Raw genomic sequence first — 18,201 nt, 5'->3', positions numbered from 1 at the left:
ATGTCGGCGGATTGACTGCAGGGTGGCGTTAGCAGCCGTTCCCCTATCTTGTGGGAACGGGCCATGCCCATGATTTTTCGCGGGCATGGCCCGCTCCCACAGGTACCGCATCGATGGCCGCTTCTGCCTTGTAGCAGCCAATTTGATCTCATCGTGTGCAGTTTCAGAGGCGCATCTGCCTCGCCTCGGAAACTATGAACTTTGGCAAACACGCCAGGTTCGGAGATAGACAGGTCGCGGCACCCCGCAGCGCCTTGTCGACGAGCAAGGTGACGGCGCTTCCCAGGCCGAGCCTGCACGCGATGAGGCGGTTAGGGGGGCTCGGCAAATTCGCATTCAGGTACGCACTGTCGCGTACAGCCCGTGGCATGCCACGGTGCAACAGCTTATACGCCTGCCAGGCGTGAGGAGCCCGTTTCGATGCCGTCCGCTGATCCGCAAGCCGCTTTTCTGCAAGAACCCGCACGTGTCAGCCATGGCCAGCTGTCGCTAGAGCAGGCGCTGGAGTTGCCGCGCCTGGCTATCGAAGAGGTCGAGCCGCAGGTCGAACAGGGGCGCTTCGCTGCCAAGGCCATCGCCGGGGATCGGGTCACGGTCAGCGCGTTGATCTTCGCTGACGGCCACGACAAGCTGGCCGGTGAAGTGCTATGGCGCGACGTGGGCGCGTCGGACTGGCACCGCCAGCCATTGGTGGAAATTGGCCTCGAGCGCTACCAGGCCGAGATCACCCCGCAGCGTGTCGGCGAGGTGGAGTTCCTCATCGAGGCCTGGTGGGACATCTACGCCAGTTATTGCTACGAGCTGTCGAAGAAATTCGCTGCCGGCGTGACCATCAACCTCGAACTGCAGGAAGGCCAGGCCTTGTTGCGCGAAGCCGCCGATCGGGCCGAGGGTGATCTGGCCACTGGTCTGCAGGCGCTGTGCGACGAGTTGCAGGATTTGCAGAGCCTGGACGAGCGTGTAGCGCTGCTGCTGGCGCCCGAAACCATAGCCCTGGTGCGCCGCGCCGAGGGCCACCCGCATCGCACCCGCAGCGCTACCTATCTGCTCGACGTGGAACGTCCGCTGGCGCGCTTCGCCAGCTGGTACGAGCTGTTTCCCCGTTCGGAAACCGACGACCCCGAGCGCCATGGCACCTTGCGTGACGTGATCGAGCGCTTGCCGGCGATTCAGGCCATGGGTTTCGACGTGCTGTACTTCCCGCCGATTCATCCCATCGGCACCACTCATCGCAAGGGCCGCAACAACTCGCTGAGCGCTGGCCCGGATGATCCCGGCAGCCCCTACGCCATCGGCAGCCCGGACGGCGGCCACGAGGCCATTCATCCGCAGCTCGGCAACCGCGAGGATTTCGTTGCACTGGTCGAGGCGGCGCGCGAGCACGACCTGGAGATCGCTCTGGATTTCGCCATCCAGTGTTCGCCCGATCACCCATGGCTCGAGCAGCACCCTGGCTGGTTCAGCTGGCGCCCGGACGGCACCATCCGCCATGCGGAAAACCCGCCGAAGAAATACGAAGACATCGTCAACGTCGACTTCTATGCCAGGGACGCAGTGCCCGACCTGTGGCTGGCGCTGCGCGACGTGGTGCGCGGCTGGGTAGAGCTGGGCGTGTACCAGTTCCGGGTCGACAACCCGCACACCAAGCCGCTGCCATTCTGGGAATGGCTGATCGCCGATATCCGCAAGACCCATCCGCAAGTGATGTTCCTCGCCGAAGCCTTCACCCGCCCGGCGATGATGGCGCGTTTGGGCAAGCTGGGCTTCACCCAGAGCTACACCTACTTCACCTGGCGCAACACCAAGGCCGAGCTGGAAAGCTACCTGACCCAGCTCAACGAGGTGCCCTGGCGTGATTGCTATCGCCCCAATTTCTTCGTCAACACGCCGGACATCAACCCGTACTTCTTGCACCACAGCGGCCGTGCGGGCTTTCTGATCCGCGCCGCGCTGGCGACCATGGGCTCGGGGCTGTGGGGTATGTATTCGGGCTTCGAAATCTGCGAATCCCTGCCGGTGCCGGGCAAGGAGGAGTATCTGGATTCGGAGAAATACGAGATTCGTGTGCGCGACTACCAGGCGCCGGGCAACATCGTCGCCGAGATCGCCCAGCTCAATCGCATCCGTCGGCAGAACCCGGCGCTGCAGACCCACCTGGGCTTCCAGGCCTACACCTGCTGGAACGACAACATTCTGTATTTCGGCAAGCGCACCGCCGACCGCGAGAACTTCATCCTGGTGGCGGTCAGCCTCGACCCGCACAACGCCCAGGAGGCGCACTTCGAGTTGCCGCTCTGGGAACTGGGCCTGGACGACCACGCCACCACCCACGGCGAAGACCTGATGACCGGCCACACTTGGCACTGGCACGGCAAGACCCAGTGGATGCGCATCGAGCCCTGGCATCAGCCGTTCGGTATCTGGCGCATTCGCGTGGCGAGCTGAGGAATCGGTTGATGGCACGCCGAGCCTGGCACTTCACCCTTCCCGATGACCGCTGCGGACAGGGCCACTCGATGGCCTGTCCACTCGTTCGTCTTCTGGCATTTACTGGTTCCTGCTCGCCGAGGAGGCGCACATGACCCGCTCGCACTCAACATCGGTCGACCCCAGGCTGGAGCTGACCACCCTGGTGATCAACGACCAACTCGGCGAGCTGCTGCAACTGCCGGCTCGCGCGACCCTGGAGCAGGAGTCGCTGCCGGCCTACCTGCCCAGGCGACGCTGGTTCTCCGGCGGGGCCGAGGACATCAAACAGGTGAAACTGCTGTATGCCGTCCCGTTCGGCGGCGCGGATCAGCCTTACGTACTCAGTGAGGTGGCAGTTGTGCGCCAGTCCGGCAGTATCGAGCACTATCAGGTGCCGCTCGGCTATGTAGGCGAGCAGGACGCCGCCAGCGGCCTGCCACAGCAACTGGCCCTCGCCCGGCTGCGGCGCGGTGGCCAGGAGGGGCTGCTCACCGACGGCTATACGCTGCCGGGTTTCGTGCGCCATGTGATGGAGCAACTGAGCGGGCGCGAGGTGCTGGGCTGGCAGGGCAGCGAGATCCAGTTCCTGCCCACCACGCGTCTGCGGGAGCTGGGCGATCTGAGTAGGGCCGGGGTCAAGCTGATCTCGGCAGAGCAATCCAACAGCTCGGCGATCATCGATGAGCAGGCCGTACTCAAGCTGGTACGTCGCGTGCTGCCCGGCATCCACCCGGAGGCGGAGATCGGTGGCTATCTGACGGCAGCCGGCTTCGAGCACATCGCGCCGCTGCTTGGCGAAGTGCGCCGCGTGGACGAGCAGGGCGTGCCCCACACGTTGATGATCCTGCAGGGCTACCTGAACAATCAGGGCGATGCCTGGCAGTGGACGCTGAACAATCTGGAGCGCGCGGTTCGCGAAGAACTGGCCGGCGGCCATGGCGAGCAGGAGAACCGGCAAGGCGCCCTCGCCGAGCTGGAAACCTTCGCCGGTTTGTTGGGCAAGCGCCTGGGTGAGATGCACGTGGCCCTCGGCCAGGCCAGCGACAACCCGGACTTCGGCTACCACGAGACCGGCGACGCCGACGTGGCCGAGTGGTCGCAGAACATCACCGCTCAGGTGCGCGAGGCCCTGGAAGTGATCGCCAAGGGGCGCGGGCACTTGCCGGGTGAAGCCGCCAACCAGGCAGATTGGCTGGCCGCGCGCCATGCGCAGATTCTCGAACGGGTCGACGACCTGGCGCGGCGCTCGGCGGGCGGCATTCGCATGCGCGTGCATGGCGACCTGCACCTAGGCCAGGTGCTGGTGGTGCAGGGCGACGCCTACCTGATCGATTTCGAAGGTGAACCGACCCGCACGCTGGAAGAGCGCCGCGCTTTCTACAGCCCGCTCAAGGACGTCGCCGGCATGTTGCGCTCCTTCGACTACGCGGCCGCCATGGCCATGCGCAGCGCACAGGGCGCCGACCTCACGGCCGAAGCCGAGCAGGCCCGCCAGCATATCGCCGGGCTGTATCGTGGCCAGGCCAGAAGCGCATTCAACGAAGCCTACCGGCTGGCGGCTGCCGAGCTGCCCCACGCCTGGCATGACCGCGAAGGTGAAGTGGCAGCCCTGGCGCTGTTCTGCATCGAGAAGGCGGCTTACGAAATTCTGTATGAAGCGCGCTATCGTCCCGATTGGCTGGAAGTTCCGGTGCAAGGGTTGATAGAGCTGAGCAACTATCTCTTGGGGAGCGGTAAACGATGAGCAACGGAGAAACCGAGCGCCAGGTGGCGGGTATCGAGCGCGCCGCCGTCGAGGCCCTGATACGGGGCGAGCATGGCGATCCGTTTTCGCTTCTGGGCCCCCATGCGTTCGCCCACGGGCTGACCATTCGCGCCTACCTGCCCGGCGCCCTTGGCGTCGAGCTGATCCACGCAGTGAGTGGTGAGGTGCTCGGCAGCCTGGAACAGTCCAGCGTGCCGGGGCTGTTCAGCATTCGCATCGAACAGCAGTTACCGTATCGCTATCGCATCCAGTGGGGCACCGGCGTACAGGAAACCGAGGACCCTTACGCCTTCGGCCAACTGCTCGGCGAAATGGACCTGTATCTGTTCGCCGAGGGCAATCACCGTGAACTGGGCAAGAGCCTCGGCGCCCAGTTCACCACCCACGAAGGCGTGCAGGGCGTGCGTTTTTCAGTATGGGCGCCCAACGCCCGACGGGTCTCGGTGGTCGGCCACTTCAACGGCTGGGATGGCCGCCGCCATCCGATGCGCCTGCGCCAGCCCAGCGGCGTGTGGGAGCTGTTCATTCCGCGCCTGGCGCCCGGCGAAGTCTACAAATACGAGATTCTCGGCCGCGATGGCCTGCTGCCGTTGAAAGCCGACCCCATGGCGCTGGCCAGCGAGTTGCCGCCGGCCACTGGCTCGGTGGTTTCCGCGCCGCTGCAGTTCGAGTGGCACGACGAGCACTGGCTCCAGCAACGTGGCGCGCAGCAGGGCTACCAGGCGCCGATGTCGATCTATGAATTGCACGCCGGCTCCTGGCGTCGCGAGGGCGGCGAGGATGGCCGCCTGCTGAGCTGGCGTGAGCTGAGTGAACAGCTGATTCCCTACGTGCAGCAGTTGGGCTTCACCCATATCGAGCTGATGCCGATCATGGAGCATCCATTCGGCGGCTCCTGGGGCTACCAGTTGTTGTCGCAGTTCGCGCCGACCGCCCGCTATGGCAGCCCGGCGGATTTCGCCGCGTTCGTCGACGCCTGCCACCAGGCCGGCATTGGTGTGATCCTCGACTGGGTACCTGCGCATTTCCCCACTGACGCCCACGGCCTGGGCCAGTTCGATGGCACCGCGTTGTACGAGTACGCCCATCCCTTCGAGGGCTTCCACCAGGATTGGGACACCTATATCTACAATCTGGGTCGAACCGAGGTGCACGGTTTCATGCTGGCCTCGGCGCTGCACTGGCTGCGTACCTACCACATCGACGGCCTGCGCGTGGATGCCGTGGCCTCGATGCTCTACCGCGACTATTCGCGCAAGGAAGGCGAGTGGATCCCCAACCGTTTCGGCGGGCGCGAGAACCTGGAAAGCATCGATTTTCTGCGCCACCTCAATGACGTGGTCGCCCAGGAAGTGCCCGGCGCGCTGGTGATCGCCGAGGAATCGACCGCCTGGCCGGGCGTCAGCCGACCGACCCAGGAAGGCGGCCTGGGCTTCTCCTACAAATGGAACATGGGCTGGATGCACGACAGCCTCAAATACGCCGCCGAGGACCCGCTGCATCGTCGCCACCACCACCATCATTTGACCTTCGGCCTGCTGTACGCCTTCTCCGAGCATTTCGTGCTGCCCATCTCCCATGACGAAGTGGTGCACGGCAAGCGCTCCTTGCTCGACAAGATGCCTGGCGATCGCTGGCAGAAGTTCGCCAACCTGCGTTTGTACCTGAGCTTCATGTGGAGCCATCCGGGCAAGAAGCTGCTGTTCATGGGCTGCGAGTTCGGCCAGTGGCGCGAGTGGAACCACGACCACGAACTGGACTGGTATCTGTTGCGCTACGGTGAACACAAGGGCGTGCAGCAACTGGTCAGTGACCTCAATGGCCTGTACCGCCACGAGCCGGCGCTGCATCAGCTCGACGGCAGCGCCGAGGGTTTCGCCTGGCTGATCGGCGACGACGCCAGTAACAGCGTGTTCGCCTGGTTGCGTCATGATCAGAGCGGCGCGCCGCTGCTGGTGGTGCACAACTTCACGCCCGAGCCGCGCATCGGCTACCGTATCGGCGTGCCGAGAGAGGGTGCCTGGCATGTGCTGCTCAACAGCGATGCCGAGCGTTATGCTGGCTCCAACGCCGGCAGCCAGGGCGGGCTGTTCAGCGAGGCAGTGGCCAGCCATGGCCAGCCACAGTCGCTGAACCTGGATCTGCCACCGCTGGGCACACTGGTCATCAAGCCGCAGTGAGGCGAAAAGGGGTGGGCCGCTTGCATGGCCCACCCCTTTATCGATCAGTTGCGGGCCTCGTTGAGGCCACCGCGATCCTTAGAGCCTGTTCAAAGTCTTATGCGCATGAAGCGGCAATTACAAGGCAGAAGCGAACATCAGCGCAGTATCTGTGGGAGCGGGCGGCGACGCCCAGTCCATGCCCGCGATTTTTCGCGCGCATGGCGCGCTCCCACAGTGGATCGGGGAACGGCCGCTAACGCCGCCAAAGTCGCCGAACCTGGGCTTAAAGATTATGAACGGGCTCTTATACGTAAGGTTGCGTAGCGAACCCTCTGGGCAGGCGGTTGCGACCTGGCAGGTCGGCCAGGCGTTGCTGCCAGGACGTGCGCCAATCGGTACGCGGCTGTGCGACCTTGGATTTGCGGGCCGCGCGGCGGGTAGCGTTACGGGTGTCGCGACGCGCCTGCTTGTACGCTTCGGTGTTACGGCAGTTGCGACATTTCACCTGATTCAGTTCTTTGCTGGCGGCGAGCTTTTCGCCGTGGGTGCCACAGGCGAGATGACCGTCGATCGTGTAATGGGTAACCATGGTGGATCTCCTTGCTCATATCGATCCTGGAGCGCAACTCGCTCCTCGTCCGCAGGCCAGATAATGCGGGCCTTCGTGGATGGATAGACCGCATCGCTTGCCGGTCGATTCGCAGCGCTCACGCTGGGCTGCGAGCGGTTGGCGCTGAAATAATCGCGGACGGCGTGGCGTTGGCGTTGTCAGAGGCTCAAGCCCGATCATTCCAAGGAGCCCCTGGTGAGGTATTTGTTCCTGCGTTCATCCGCTGCGTTATCGGTTCTGCTGCTGGCCGGATGCGCCTCCCAGTCACGGGCACCGGCGCCGAAACCGGCCGAGGTGCGCGCGCAGATCGTACGGCTGATGCCGATCAACACGCCGGATCGCGAAGGTTGGGCCGCCGATATCTACGCCGCCTTCGCCGCTCAGGACATCGCGCCGACCACCGAGAACATCTGCGCCGTGTTGGCGGTGACCGAACAGGAATCGACCTTCAACGCCGACCCGCCAGTGCCGGGGTTGGCCAAGATCGCCCGGGCGGAAATCGATCGTCGCGCCGCCAGCCTGCACATCCCGCGGCTGTTGGTGAACGCCGCGCTGCGTCTCGAGTCGCCGACCGGCAAGAGCTACCAGCAGCGCCTCGACAGCGTGCGCACCGAAAAGCAGCTGAGCGAAATCTTCGATGACTTCACCGGCATGGTGCCCCTCGGTCGCCAGCTGTTCGGCACCCTCAACCCGGTGCGCACCGGCGGGCCGATGCAGGTCAGCATCGCCTTTGCCCAGGCCAATGCCGAGGGCTATCCCTATCCGCCGGACGGCTCGATCCGCCGCGAGGTGTTCAGCCGCCGTGGCGGCATGTACTTCGGCATCGCCCACCTGCTGGGCTATCCGGCCAATTACCCGAAACCGCTGTACCGCTTCGCCGACTTCAACGCCGGCTGGTACGCCAGCCGCAACGCCGCCTTCCAGAATGCCGTCACCAGCGCGTCGGGGATTGGGTTGGCGCTGGACGGCGACCTGATCATCCACGGCAGCAGCAAGGCCAGCGCCACCGAGCTGGCCGTACGCTCCCTGGGCGAGCGCCTGGATATGAGCGACCGCGCGGTTCGCCGCGATCTGGAGGAGGGCGACAGCCTGGATTTCGAGGACAGCCGCCTCTACGCGCGGGTGTTCGCCCTGGCCGACGAAGCGCAGGGCAAGCCGGTACCGCGCGAACTGCTGCCGGGCATCGTGCTGAAGAGCCCGAAGATCACCCGCCGGCTGACCACCGCCTGGTTTGCCGATCGCGTCGACACGCGCCACCAGCGCTGCATGGCACGGGCCAGATGAACGGTTGCTCAAAACTTCCAGAAAGGGCACTCCGGGTCGGTTAGCATCACCAGTCCACACACCGTGGCGCTGGAGCAGGCATGAGCGCGCAGAGTTGGGTCGACCTGGCCCAGGACGCAGACACCGGTATCGAGACCATCCGCGCGCATTTTCGCGGGCACGCCTACGACCCCCACTGGCACGACGCCTATCTGGTCGGTTTCACCGAACAGGGCGTGCAGCAGTTCAATTGCCGCAAGCGGTTGAACAGCAGCCTCGCGGGCCAGGTGTTCCTGCTCGAGCCCGGCGAACTGCACGACGGCCACGCGCCGGAGCCGGAAGGCTTCACCTACTCGATGCTGTACCTGGATACCCAGTGGCTGGAACGTGAGTTGCGCAGCCTGTTCGAGCAGGCGCCAGCCGACTGTCTGCCGGGTTTCAGCGCTACCCTGGCCAGCGACCCGCGCCTGCTGGCTTCGGTGGTCGAAGCGTTCGGCGCCCTGCATCGCCAGGAGTTGCGCATGGTCAGGCAGTCCGCGCTCGATGGCCTGCTGGCAGGTCTTACCGAACGCCTGCATTGGCGTCGCCGCCTGGATGTCGACCCGCGCCTGCCGCTGGTGGCGCAGCGTGCGCGGGACTTCCTGCATGACCAGCACACCCGCGATATTGGCCTGGATGACCTGGCCGCGGCCTGCGGCGTGGATCGCTTTCGGCTGAGCCGCGCCTTCAAGGCCGCCTTTGGCCTGGCGCCCCACGCCTACCTGGTGCAACTGCGCCTGGCCCGTGCGCGACACCTGCTGGCCCGCGGCGAGCCGCCGGTGCAGGTGGCGGCGATTCTCGGCTTTGCCGACCAAAGCCACCTGGGCCGCTGGTTTCGCCGCGCCTACGGCATCACCCCGGCAAACTATCAGCGCCGCTGCTCAAAGCTTCCAGACCGCTGAGACGCTTGCGCCGATGATCAGGGCTCGGATCGTTCTGGAGCCCGTTCATGACTCAGTTGTTGCCCTTCATGCTGTTCGCCTTCGTCGCCTCCATCACCCCGGGGCCCACCAACGTGCTGGTGCTGGGCAGCAGCGCCCGATACGGCGTGGCCGCGACCCTGCCGCTGGTGCTCGGTGCCTGTTTCGGCGCTGCGGCCATCGTGGTGGCGGTGGGGCTCGGCCTGGGCGAGCTGCTGCAGCAGCACCCGCGTCTGCAATGGGCGATGGCCTGGTTCGGTGTGCTGTGGCTGAGCTATCTGGCCTGGCGCATCTTCAGCAGCCCCGCGGCAGCGCTGGATGGCGCGGCCGGGGCGGATGAAAAACGCCTCGGGCTATTCGCCGGCGCGGCGCTGCAACTGGTCAACCCCAAGACCTGGATGATGGCCCTGGCGGTGGTCAGCGTGTTCGCCACACCGGGGCCCGGCCAAGCCCTGCGCGTGGCCTTGCTGGCGGCGATTTTCCTGGCCATTTCCCTGCCGTGCCTGGGTTGCTGGGCGCTACTGGGGCGCGGCGCCGCACGGCTATTCACCTCGGCACGTGCCATGGGCCGCTTCAATCAGGTGATGGCCGTATTGTTGTTGGCCTCAGCCTGGTTCGGCGCACCGCTTTGGGGGGGCTGATTGTCAGGGCGTCGCCACGACGAACCCCTGTGGGGGCGCGCCATGGGCGCAAAAAGATCGCGGGCATGGCGCGCTCCCGCAGGTAGGCATCAATGTTGGCGGAAGTCCTTCAGCCGCTGAAGCTGCTGCCCCTGCTCATCGAAATTGTTCGGCGACAGCCAGCGTTGCAGGGCCTCGCGGCACTGCGGCCACTCGCCGTCGATGATCGAGAACCAGGCAGTGTCGCGGTTGTGGCCCTTGATCACCGCATGCTGGCGGAACAGCCCCTCCCGGGTGAAGCCCAGCCGCTCGGCAGCTCGCACCGACCGTGCGTTGCGTGCATTGCATTTCCATTCCAGGCGGCGATTGCCGAGTTCGTCCATGGCCAGCCTCATCAGCAGCCAGATCGCTTCGGTGGAGGCGGGGGAACGCTGCATGGCGCGGCCAAAGGCGATATGGCCGATCTCGATGCAGCCATCGGCGGGGGCGATGCGCAGGAAGCTGAGCAGCCCTACGGCACGTTTCGACGCGGCGTCGATCACCGTGAAGAACAGCGGATCGTCGCTCGCCTGCTTGCCCGCGAGCCAGGCGTCGAAGGCACTGCGTTCGGCGAACGGGCCGTAGGGCAGGTAATCCCACAAATCGGGGTCGCTGTCCGGGCCTTGCAGGGCAAGCCATAGATTCTCGCCATGGCGCTGGGCGTCGAGCGGCTCGAGGCGCACGAAGCGACCGTCGAGTGGCGCGCGGGGTGGTGGTGGGACAGGTTGCCAGTCGAGCAGGGTATCGTCGATCATGGTCGGCTCCGGGTCACAATTTCTTGCGGTACTGCACGAGGCCGGGCCGCTCGGCGATGCGGTCGTACAGTTGCATGGCGCTGGTATTGCTCTCATGGGTGAGCCAGTGCACCCGCGAGGCCTCGGCCAGACGAGCCTGGGCGTAGACGTGCTCGATCAGCCCGCGGCCAATGCCGCCGCCGCGTAGCTGCTCGTCGACGAACAGATCCTGCAGGTAGCAGTAATCGCCCTCCGTCCAGCAGGAGCGGTGGAAGATCCAGTGCACCATGCCGATTGCCTGGCCATCGCGCCAGGCCAGGGCCGCATGCATCGGCTCGCTGGCGTCGAGAAAGCGCTGCCAGGTCAGTTGGCTGGTGGCCTCGGCAATTTCGGTGGTGTAGAAGCGCTGGTAGCCCTGCCAGAGGGGCAGCCAAGCGGCGTGATCGGCAGCGGTAACGGCGCGTATTTGCATGTTCGGGTCTCCTGTTTTCAGCGGGTAATTCAGTCCGCCATGCGTTGCGCCAGGGCGCAGTCGCGAGGATCGAGGCTGGCGGCGAGGCCATCGCGTACGCCGTGCTGATCGGCTTCGCTGCGGTTCTGGCCGAGTTTCCATTTGCCTTCCAGGCGCTCGATGGGCAGGGCGAAGCCGACGATGGCGCGCAGCATGCCGGCGATGTAGTCCTGCGGCGCATCGGCGACCGCCCAGGGTTGCGGGCGCGGTCTCTCGTGGCGGTCGGTCAACTCGCCGAGCAGGTTCAGCAGGCGCTCGGCATCGTCGAACACTTCGGCGCGCCCATGGGCGTGCACGGCGATGTAGTTCCAGGTCGGCACCACCTTGCCGTGCTCGGCCTTGGCCGGGTACCAGGAAGGGCTGACGTAGGCCTCGGCGCCGCTGAACACCACCAGCGCCGCGCCGCCTTCGGCCAGCAGTCGTGCATGGGGGTTGGCCCGCGCCAGGTGACCGTACAGCGTGCCGTGGGCGCCTTGCTCCGGGCGCAGCAGCAAGGGCAGATGGCTGGCCTGCAGGCCGCGCTCGCCGTGGCTGATCAGGGTGGCCAGGCGACAGGCCTGGATTTCCCGGTGCAGGGTAGCGAGGTCGTGCTGGCGAAAGGCGGAGGGTGTGTACATGGGCCGTTTCCTGAAGGGGATGGTGTCATCGTAGATTTGCTATTGGTCTGTTGTAAGATCCATTTCCAGTGACTTTCATGGAGCCAATCGATGGCCGCTCCAGCTCCGCTTCCCGTCGACCTTTCCGGCCTGTGCCTGCAGCCCGGCGCAGGTTTGTCACGTCAGCTGTACCAGGCGCTGCGCGAGCGCATGCTCGACGGGCGCCTGCCGGGCGGCACCCGCCTGCCGGCCAGCCGCCAGTTGGCCGGGCTACTGGGCGTCTCACGCAACACCATCAACCGCGCCCTGGATCAGCTGTATGCCGAGGGCTACGTGCAGGCGCGGGTCGGCGACGGCACCTATGTGGCCGATCTCGCCGCCGCTGCGCCGTTGCCCGCCGCAGTCCCGCCGAACGAGGTCAGCAGCAGCGCCGTGCAGCGGCTGCAGAGCTTTCACCTGCCGCCGCATTTGCCGGGGCCGCCACGGGCATTTCGCGTCGGGGTGCCGGCCTTCGACCTGTTTCCCCACGAAACCTGGGCACGCCTGGCTGCGCGTTTCTGGCGGCGACCTGCGCCGGCGCTGCTGGGTTATGGCGACCCGGCGGGCGATGCGCAGCTGCGCGAGTTGATTGCCGCCTACCTGCGCAGCAGTCGCGGCCTGCAGTGCGACCCTGGGCAGGTGGTCATCACCTGCGGCGCGCAGCAGGCCATCAGCCTGTGCTCCCAGTTGCTGCTGGAGCCCGGTGACCGGGTTGCCCTGGAAGATCCCGGCTATCGCGCCGCGGCCCACGCATTCAGCGTCGCCGGGGCACGGCTCGAAGGCATCGGTATCGACAGCGAAGGCCTGGATGTCGCCGCTCTGGAACAGGCTGGGCCGTGTAGGCTGGCCTATGTCACGCCGTCGCACCAGTATCCGACCGGGGTGACGCTGTCGCTGCCCAGGCGCCTGGCCCTGCTCGACTGGGCGGAGCGCAACGATGCCTGGATCATCGAGGACGACTACGACGGCGAGTACCGTTACAGCGGCACGCCGCTGGCCCCGCTGGCGGCACTGGATCGCGGCCAGCGCGTGCTGTACGTCGGCACCTTCAGCAAGATCGTCTTTCCGGCGCTGCGCCTGGGCTATCTGGTGCTGCCGCCGCGCCTGGCCGAGGCCTTCGCACGGCGCCGCGGGGTGGACATGCGCCACTCCGATATCGGTACCCAGGCGGTGATGGCCGAGTTCATCGCCGCCGGGCATTTCCAGCGGCATATCCGCCGCATGCGCAATGCCGCCCGATCGCGGCGTGACGCCCTGCTTGCCGGCTGGCCGACGCTGGTGCCCGGCTGTGCGCCGCTGCCGGAGGTGCACGCCGGCCTGCACCTGAGCGTGCGCTGCGAGAGCCTGGCCCGAGAGCACCAGCTGATCGCCGCCGCAGCGGGCGTTGGCGTGGAAATCAACCCGCTCAGCGTGCAGTGGTTGCCCGAGGGGAGCACGCCGACGGACCAGCGCGCCGGGCTGGTGATGGGGTTTGCGGCAGTGCCGGAGCGGGCCATTGGCGAAGCGCTGCAGGCGCTACGCAAGGCCTGGCAGTTGCCGGCTTAGCGGCGTGTCAGCCTGGCCAGCAGATGCGCCTTCACGGCAGGCCACTCGCTGTCGATGATGCTGAAACGCACCGAGTTGCGCTTGCGCCCATCCGGCATGATCCGCTCGTGCCGCACGATGCCTTCCTGTACTGCGCCAAGGGCCAGGATCGCGGCGCGGGAGCGTGCGTTCAGCTCATCGGTGGTGAACTGCACCCGCACGCAATTCATCGTTTCGAAGGCGTGTTCGAGCATGGCGCACTTCATGGCGGTGTTGATCCCGGTGCCCTGAGCCGAGGCCGCCAGCCAGGTATGGCCGATCTCCAGCTTGCGATTGTCGCGGTCGATCTTCCAGAAGCGCGTGCTGCCCAGTACCTGGCCAGTGCGCTGGTCGATCACCACGAACGGCATGACGTGGCCGGCGTCACGGCCGGCCAGGGCCTTGTCGAGATAGGCCGCGACGTTGTGCGCGCCCGGTACCACGGTAAACGGCAGCGTCCACAACTCGCCGTCGGCTGCCGCGCGGACCAGGGCGGGCCCATGTTCGGATTGCAGGGGCACGAGTCGTGCATTGGCGGCTTGCAGGGTAACGAGCAGATCGGTGGCAGTCATGAGTGGCGCGCGCATTGGAAGAGTCGCGCCATGGTAGCTGACCGGCCAAGCGCCGTAACCAAGGCAGCGGGTCAGATGTGCCGCTGCTTGGGTTTCTGCTCGTCGCCCGGCGGTTCGAGGCCCCAGTCGCCATCCAGGTACCAGTCTTCGCCGAACAGCTCGATAGGGTGCTGGGTACGGCTGGCGCCGTTGCCGCATTGCAGATCGGTGGCGCTGCAGTAGTGATCGCAGCCCCAGCACACGCGCTCGGGGTTGCTCGGTTGCAGGGGGAATTTCTTGGCCATCTCGCGTACTCCGCCGGGCTTCCAGCCCAGGCTAACGCGGTGTGGCGCAGGCGCCTTGACCGGGATCAAGCCAATCCCGGTCATTGCAACCTGTCAGGCAGGGCGCGGCTCTTCGCTGTTGTCATGGTCGGCATTCTGGCGCAACTTCTTGGCGCGTTTTTCCAACACCAGGTAAACCACGCAGGCCACCGCCAGGGGCAGCAGGAAGTAGATCGCCCGGTAGCCGATCAGTGCGGCGACGATGCTGCCCTTGGACATCTCGTGCTGCAGCATGGCGATGAACACTGCCTCGATCACCCCCAGGCCGGCGGGAATGTGGGTGATCACCCCGGCGATGCTGCTGATCATCAGGATACCGAGAATGGTCGGGTAGAAGGCTTCCTCGGGCAGCAGCAGGTAGATGATCAGCGCCATCAGCGACCAGTTCAACGCACCGAGGCCGGCCTGCAGCAGGGCCATGGGCAGCGACGGCAGGTTCAATTCGTGGCCGCGGATCGTCCAGCTGCGGCGCTTGGAGAACTGGCAGGCCAGCAGATAGCCGATGCCCACCGCAAGCAATGCCAGGCCGATGATGCGCAGGCCCGTGGCGCCGATGGCCCAGCCCTCGGGCAGCTTGAGCAGGCCAAAGGTGAACAGCACACCGGCCAGCAGGATATAGCCCAGCCAGTTGGTGATCAGGCTCATGCTCAGCACACGGGTGATGGTCGAGACCTTGAGACCCAAACGCGAGTACAGGCGATAGCGCAGCGCCACACCGCCGACCCAGGAACTCAGGTTGAGGGTGAAGGCGTAGCACACGAAGGTCAGCGGCAGCACCTGCCGGGTGGGCAGGCCGTGCTGCGTGTAGGCACGGCCGATCAGGTCAAAGCTCGAGTACACCCCGTAGCTCAGCGCCGCCACGCCGATGGCGGCGAGCAGGGTGCCAGTGCTGTAGCTGCGTAGCGCCTGGCTGACTTCCTGCCAGTCGAGATTCTTGACCAGCATGAACAGCAGCACCGGCACCAGGATGAAGAAGCACAGGGTCAGCAGACGCTTGGCCCAACGCCACGCCGGTTTGCCTTGCTTGTCGTCGGGTTTGCTCACGAGACTTTCTCCTGGTCGACCTGCAAGGTGCCGCACTGCGGCGCTTCGATATCGGGTTTGAGCAGCTTGAGCCGCGGTGAATGGGCCGGGAACCAGCCAGCGATGGCTGGAAAATGGCGCAGGAAGTGGAAGCACAGAAAGATCAGCGGCGCGCGCCACCAGTAGCCGCGCATCACACGCTTGAGCGGCACCGATTTGCAGCTCGATTCGGCGAGCTCGGAGAGGTGCTCGTGCAGGCGACGGTTGAGCGCCGGATCACGGATGACCACGTTGGCTTCCAGGTTGAGCGACAGGCTCAGGGGGTCGAGGTTGCTCGAACCCACGGTGCACCATTCGTGGTCGGCCAGGGCGACCTTGCCGTGCAGCGGCCGTTGGCAATATTCGTAGATGGTCACGCCGTCGCGCAGCAGGTAGTTGTAGGTCAGCCGCGAGCACAGGCGCACCAGTGGCATGTCCGGCATGCCCTGGAGGATCAGCGTTACCTTGACGCCACGGCGGGCGGCGTTGCGCAGCTCGCGCAGCAGGCGATAACCGGGAAAGAAATAGGCGTTGGCGACGATCAGCCGGTGCTGGGCCTTGCGTATGGCGTCCAGGTAATGCTGTTCGATGGTATTGCTGTCATCGGCGTTGTCGCGGATGGTCATCAACAGCCGACTGTTGCCGGCATGCCGGTGCTGGCCGGGCTGGTTGACCCGGCGCTTGGCTACTTCACGGTCGTCGCGTGCTTCGAGCAGACGCTCGGCGGCGGTGTGCACGTCGGCAACGATCGGGCCGCGCACGCGCACGGCGTAATCCTGCTTGGCCATGGGGCCGTAGTCGCCCAGATGGTCGGCACCGAAGTTGATGCCGCCGATGTAGGCGATCTCGCTGTCGATCACCACGATCTTGCGATGCAGGCGGCGGAACAGGTTGGTACGCATGCCCAGCAGGCGCTTGCCGGGATCGAACATATGCACGCGTACGCCGGCGGCGGTCAGTGCGGCAACGTACTCGGTGGACAGGTCCGCGGTGCCGTAGCCGTCCACGGTGATCTCCACGCTGGCGCCGTTGCGGGCCGCGCTGATCAGCGCCTGCTGCAACTCCATGCCGACCTTGTCTTCGAAGATGATGAAGGTCTCCAGCAGCACCTCCCGCCGGGCGTTGCGGATGGATTCGAACACGGCGGGATAGAACTCCTCGCCGTTGATCAGCAAATCGACCTGGTTGCCATCACGCCAGTCGTACTTCATAGCCGTATCTCCACAGCCAACGGTGCATGATCCGACAGGTGCGACCAGGGACGGGTCGAGAGCACCTGCGGGTTGTGAGTGGTCGCGTTGCGTACATAGATGCGATCGAGGCACAGCAGCGGCCAGCGCGCGGGGAAGCTCCTGGCCGGCTTGCCGTACTCGTTGACGAATGCCTCCTTCAGGCCGCTGGCGGCCAGCAGACCATCGGCGCGCTGGCGCCAGTCGTTGAAATCACCGGCGACGATCACCGGGGCATCGGACGGCAGGCGGTCGAGCACCTTGCAGAGCAGACCCAGCTGCTGCTTGCGATGGATTTCGCGCAGGCCCAGATGCACGCAAATGGCGTGCACTTCGGCGTGGCCCGGAACGTCCAGCACCGAGTGCAGCAAACCGCGCTGCTCTTGGGTGCCGATGGAAATGTCGAGGTTCTCGTGGCGCAGGATCGGGAATTTGGAAAGCAGGGCATTGCCATGGTCGCCGTGGGGGTACACGGCGTTGCGGCCATAGGCGAACTGCGGCCACATGCTGTCGGCAAGAAATTCGTATTGCGGCGTCGGCGGCCAATTCTCGTAGCGCTTGGCGTGATGTTCGTGGGTGCCGTGCACTTCCTGCAGAAACACCATGTCGGCCGACAGGGTGCGAACCGCATCCCGCAGCTCGGGAAGGATGAAGCGTCGATTCAGCGCGGTGAACCCCTTGTGGGTGTTCACCGTGAGAATCTTCAACGTATGCACCGCGTTGGCCAGCTCCGTAGGGGCCGGTTGGTGGGTGGTCATGGGCTCACTCCTGGCGACTGGCCGGGGACGTTGGGCAACGCCTTGGCCAGGTCGAACTTCTGTAAGAGTGCGTGGGCGTCATAGGGCGCACGTACCTTGAGGTCATTATCGAAATAGCAGTACAGGTCCCGTGATGCCCGGGCACGCGGCTTGTGGGTGTCGATCAGCTGTGCATCGCCGGGTTGCTGGCCACGGCTCCAGGTGATGATGCGCTGGTGCCAATGGTCGATCGCCTGTTCGTCGTAGCCGCTTTGGTAGAGCTTCTTGTTGCCGTGCAGGCGCAGGTACACGAAGTCGCTCGTCAGGTCTTCGGCGTAAGGCCATTTGCCGGCACTGTCGGCGAACACCAGTGCCACCTTGTATTTACGCAGGAGCTTGATGAACGCCGGGTCGCAAAAGCTTTGGTGGCGAATCTCCACGGCGTGGCGCAGTTTCTGGTGGTGGAGCACGTCCAGGCTGCCGTCCTGCAGACGGTCGGCTTTCCCGGCACTGCGTAGGGCCTGCTCGGTGTCCTGAGGCAGCAAGGCAAGAAAGTCGGCGAAACGCTGCTCGTCGAAGGCCATGCTCGGCGGGAACTGCCACAGGATCGGCCCGAGCTTGTCGCCCAGCTGCAGTAGCCCCGAGGCGAAGAAATTGGCGACTGGCGTAGCCACGTCCTGGAGGCGGCGGATGTGGGTGATATAGCGCGGCGCCTTGACCGCGAAGCAAAAACCGTCCGGCGTCTCGTCGGCCCAGCCAGCATAACGCTCGGGCGTTTGCAGAGCGTAGAACGAACCATTTATCTCGATGCTGCTCACTGCCCGGGAAGCGAACGCCAGTTCCTCGCGCTGCTTCAACCCCTCGGGGTAGAAGTCGCCGCGCCAAGGCGCATAGCGCCAGCCCGATATGCCGATATGGATGCCCTTCACCGTCGCTCATCCGCGTATG

General features: G+C 65.4%; 17 protein-coding genes. 7 read left to right on the top strand and 10 right to left on the bottom strand.

The window, feature by feature from the left end:
- Window positions 1–420 precede the first annotated feature (420 nt).
- The 3 genes from BVH03_RS14610 (at window position 421) to glgB (ending at window position 6,414) form a co-directional block, all read left to right on the top strand.
- A complete protein-coding gene (locus BVH03_RS14610; protein ID WP_075961838.1) occupies window positions 421–2,445 on the top strand; it encodes an alpha-1,4-glucan--maltose-1-phosphate maltosyltransferase in 2,025 nt (674 codons plus the stop codon).
- A 133-nt stretch (window positions 2,446–2,578) separates the two neighbouring features.
- Complete coding sequence (locus BVH03_RS14605; RefSeq protein WP_075961837.1) at window positions 2,579–4,213, top strand: putative maltokinase; 1,635 nt, start codon at window positions 2,579–2,581, stop codon at window positions 4,211–4,213.
- Entirely contained in the window at window positions 4,210–6,414 is a 2,205-nt protein-coding gene (gene glgB / locus BVH03_RS14600; RefSeq protein ID WP_075961836.1) for a 1,4-alpha-glucan branching protein GlgB, read from the top strand. Before BVH03_RS14605 ends, glgB begins: the two co-directional genes overlap by 4 nt.
- Window positions 6,415–6,700: 286 nt before the next feature.
- On the opposite strand, the gene BVH03_RS14595 is transcribed toward glgB, so the two are convergent.
- Window positions 6,701–6,985: a hypothetical protein gene (locus tag BVH03_RS14595; protein WP_075961835.1), complete on the bottom strand. Its 285-nt coding sequence runs from the start codon at window positions 6,983–6,985 to the stop codon at window positions 6,701–6,703.
- A gap of 216 nt (window positions 6,986–7,201) precedes the next feature.
- Here BVH03_RS14595 and BVH03_RS14590 point away from each other — a divergent pair, with 216 nt between their 5' ends.
- The 3 genes from BVH03_RS14590 (at window position 7,202) to BVH03_RS14580 (ending at window position 9,869) form a co-directional block, all read left to right on the top strand.
- Complete coding sequence (locus BVH03_RS14590) at window positions 7,202–8,290, top strand: DUF1615 domain-containing protein (RefSeq protein WP_143485971.1); 1,089 nt, start codon at window positions 7,202–7,204, stop codon at window positions 8,288–8,290.
- An 80-nt stretch (window positions 8,291–8,370) separates the two neighbouring features.
- Window positions 8,371–9,210 carry an AraC family transcriptional regulator gene (locus BVH03_RS14585; RefSeq protein ID WP_075961833.1) on the top strand — a complete coding sequence of 280 codons (840 nt, stop codon included), beginning with the start codon at window positions 8,371–8,373 and terminating at the stop codon, window positions 9,208–9,210.
- 47 nt (window positions 9,211–9,257) lie between these two features.
- Window positions 9,258–9,869 carry a LysE family translocator gene (locus BVH03_RS14580; protein ID WP_075961832.1) on the top strand — a complete coding sequence of 204 codons (612 nt, stop codon included), beginning with the start codon at window positions 9,258–9,260 and terminating at the stop codon, window positions 9,867–9,869.
- A gap of 89 nt (window positions 9,870–9,958) precedes the next feature.
- Here the strand turns inward: BVH03_RS14580 and BVH03_RS14575 are convergent, their stop codons facing one another.
- From BVH03_RS14575 to BVH03_RS14565, 3 genes are read right to left on the bottom strand one after another with little or no spacing between them, the layout of a single operon-like run.
- A complete protein-coding gene (locus BVH03_RS14575; protein ID WP_075961831.1) occupies window positions 9,959–10,642 on the bottom strand; it encodes a GNAT family N-acetyltransferase in 684 nt (227 codons plus the stop codon).
- A gap of 13 nt (window positions 10,643–10,655) precedes the next feature.
- Window positions 10,656–11,093: a GNAT family N-acetyltransferase gene (locus BVH03_RS14570; RefSeq protein ID WP_075961830.1), complete on the bottom strand. Its 438-nt coding sequence runs from the start codon at window positions 11,091–11,093 to the stop codon at window positions 10,656–10,658.
- 29 nt (window positions 11,094–11,122) lie between these two features.
- Complete coding sequence (locus BVH03_RS14565; RefSeq protein WP_075961829.1) at window positions 11,123–11,749, bottom strand: FMN-binding negative transcriptional regulator; 627 nt, start codon at window positions 11,747–11,749, stop codon at window positions 11,123–11,125.
- Between the two features lie 90 nt (window positions 11,750–11,839).
- On the opposite strand from BVH03_RS14565, the gene BVH03_RS14560 reads away from it, so the two are divergent.
- Window positions 11,840–13,312: a PLP-dependent aminotransferase family protein gene (locus BVH03_RS14560; protein ID WP_075961828.1), complete on the top strand. Its 1,473-nt coding sequence runs from the start codon at window positions 11,840–11,842 to the stop codon at window positions 13,310–13,312.
- Here BVH03_RS14560 and BVH03_RS14555 read toward each other — a convergent pair.
- The 6 genes from BVH03_RS14555 to BVH03_RS14530 form a co-directional block, all read right to left on the bottom strand.
- Window positions 13,309–13,902 (bottom strand): GNAT family N-acetyltransferase, encoded by a 594-nt coding sequence (locus BVH03_RS14555; RefSeq protein ID WP_075961913.1) that lies wholly within the window; start codon window positions 13,900–13,902, stop codon window positions 13,309–13,311. The genes BVH03_RS14560 and BVH03_RS14555 overlap by 4 nt on opposite strands.
- A 71-nt stretch (window positions 13,903–13,973) precedes the next feature.
- Complete coding sequence (locus BVH03_RS14550; RefSeq protein WP_075961827.1) at window positions 13,974–14,186, bottom strand: DUF3079 domain-containing protein; 213 nt, start codon at window positions 14,184–14,186, stop codon at window positions 13,974–13,976.
- A 93-nt stretch (window positions 14,187–14,279) separates the two neighbouring features.
- A complete protein-coding gene (locus BVH03_RS14545; protein ID WP_075961826.1) occupies window positions 14,280–15,269 on the bottom strand; it encodes a lysylphosphatidylglycerol synthase domain-containing protein in 990 nt (329 codons plus the stop codon).
- The gene (gene clsB / locus BVH03_RS14540) at window positions 15,266–16,498 is read right to left on the bottom strand and encodes a cardiolipin synthase ClsB (protein WP_075961825.1); all 1,233 of its coding nucleotides are present in this window, start codon (window positions 16,496–16,498) and stop codon (window positions 15,266–15,268) included. Before clsB ends, BVH03_RS14545 begins: the two co-directional genes overlap by 4 nt.
- Window positions 16,495–17,274, bottom strand: coding sequence for an endonuclease/exonuclease/phosphatase family protein (locus BVH03_RS14535; RefSeq protein WP_075961824.1), 780 nt, complete (start codon window positions 17,272–17,274; stop codon window positions 16,495–16,497). The genes clsB and BVH03_RS14535 overlap by 4 nt, the downstream gene beginning before the upstream one ends.
- The gene (locus BVH03_RS14530) at window positions 17,271–18,182 is read right to left on the bottom strand and encodes a DUF72 domain-containing protein (RefSeq protein ID WP_075961823.1); all 912 of its coding nucleotides are present in this window, start codon (window positions 18,180–18,182) and stop codon (window positions 17,271–17,273) included. Before BVH03_RS14530 ends, BVH03_RS14535 begins: the two co-directional genes overlap by 4 nt.
- Window positions 18,183–18,201: the final 19 nt, after the last annotated feature.

It is taken from the genome of Pseudomonas sp. PA15(2017), from assembly GCF_001945395.1.
GTDB lineage: Bacteria > Pseudomonadota > Gammaproteobacteria > Pseudomonadales > Pseudomonadaceae > Aquipseudomonas.
This window is presented reverse-complemented; position numbering and strand designations above follow the sequence as displayed.

Excerpts from the sequence above, each read along its gene's own strand:
- BVH03_RS14605 (WP_075961837.1), top strand. The coding sequence starts at position 2,579 with ATGACCCGCTCGCACTCAACATCGGTCGACCCCAGGCTGGAGCTGACC.
- BVH03_RS14565 (WP_075961829.1), bottom strand. The coding sequence starts at position 11,749 with ATGTACACACCCTCCGCCTTTCGCCAGCACGACCTCGCTACCCTGCAC.
- BVH03_RS14575 (WP_075961831.1), bottom strand. The coding sequence starts at position 10,642 with ATGATCGACGATACCCTGCTCGACTGGCAACCTGTCCCACCACCACCC.
- glgB (WP_075961836.1), top strand. The coding sequence starts at position 4,210 with ATGAGCAACGGAGAAACCGAGCGCCAGGTGGCGGGTATCGAGCGCGCC.
- BVH03_RS14610 (WP_075961838.1), top strand. The coding sequence starts at position 421 with ATGCCGTCCGCTGATCCGCAAGCCGCTTTTCTGCAAGAACCCGCACGT.
- BVH03_RS14555 (WP_075961913.1), bottom strand. The coding sequence starts at position 13,902 with ATGACTGCCACCGATCTGCTCGTTACCCTGCAAGCCGCCAATGCACGA.
- BVH03_RS14585 (WP_075961833.1), top strand. The coding sequence starts at position 8,371 with ATGAGCGCGCAGAGTTGGGTCGACCTGGCCCAGGACGCAGACACCGGT.
- BVH03_RS14560 (WP_075961828.1), top strand. The coding sequence starts at position 11,840 with ATGGCCGCTCCAGCTCCGCTTCCCGTCGACCTTTCCGGCCTGTGCCTG.
- clsB (WP_075961825.1), bottom strand. The coding sequence starts at position 16,498 with ATGAAGTACGACTGGCGTGATGGCAACCAGGTCGATTTGCTGATCAAC.
- BVH03_RS14550 (WP_075961827.1), bottom strand. The coding sequence starts at position 14,186 with ATGGCCAAGAAATTCCCCCTGCAACCGAGCAACCCCGAGCGCGTGTGC.
- BVH03_RS14595 (WP_075961835.1), bottom strand. The coding sequence starts at position 6,985 with ATGGTTACCCATTACACGATCGACGGTCATCTCGCCTGTGGCACCCAC.
- BVH03_RS14535 (WP_075961824.1), bottom strand. The coding sequence starts at position 17,274 with ATGACCACCCACCAACCGGCCCCTACGGAGCTGGCCAACGCGGTGCAT.
- BVH03_RS14580 (WP_075961832.1), top strand. The coding sequence starts at position 9,258 with ATGACTCAGTTGTTGCCCTTCATGCTGTTCGCCTTCGTCGCCTCCATC.
- BVH03_RS14570 (WP_075961830.1), bottom strand. The coding sequence starts at position 11,093 with ATGCAAATACGCGCCGTTACCGCTGCCGATCACGCCGCTTGGCTGCCC.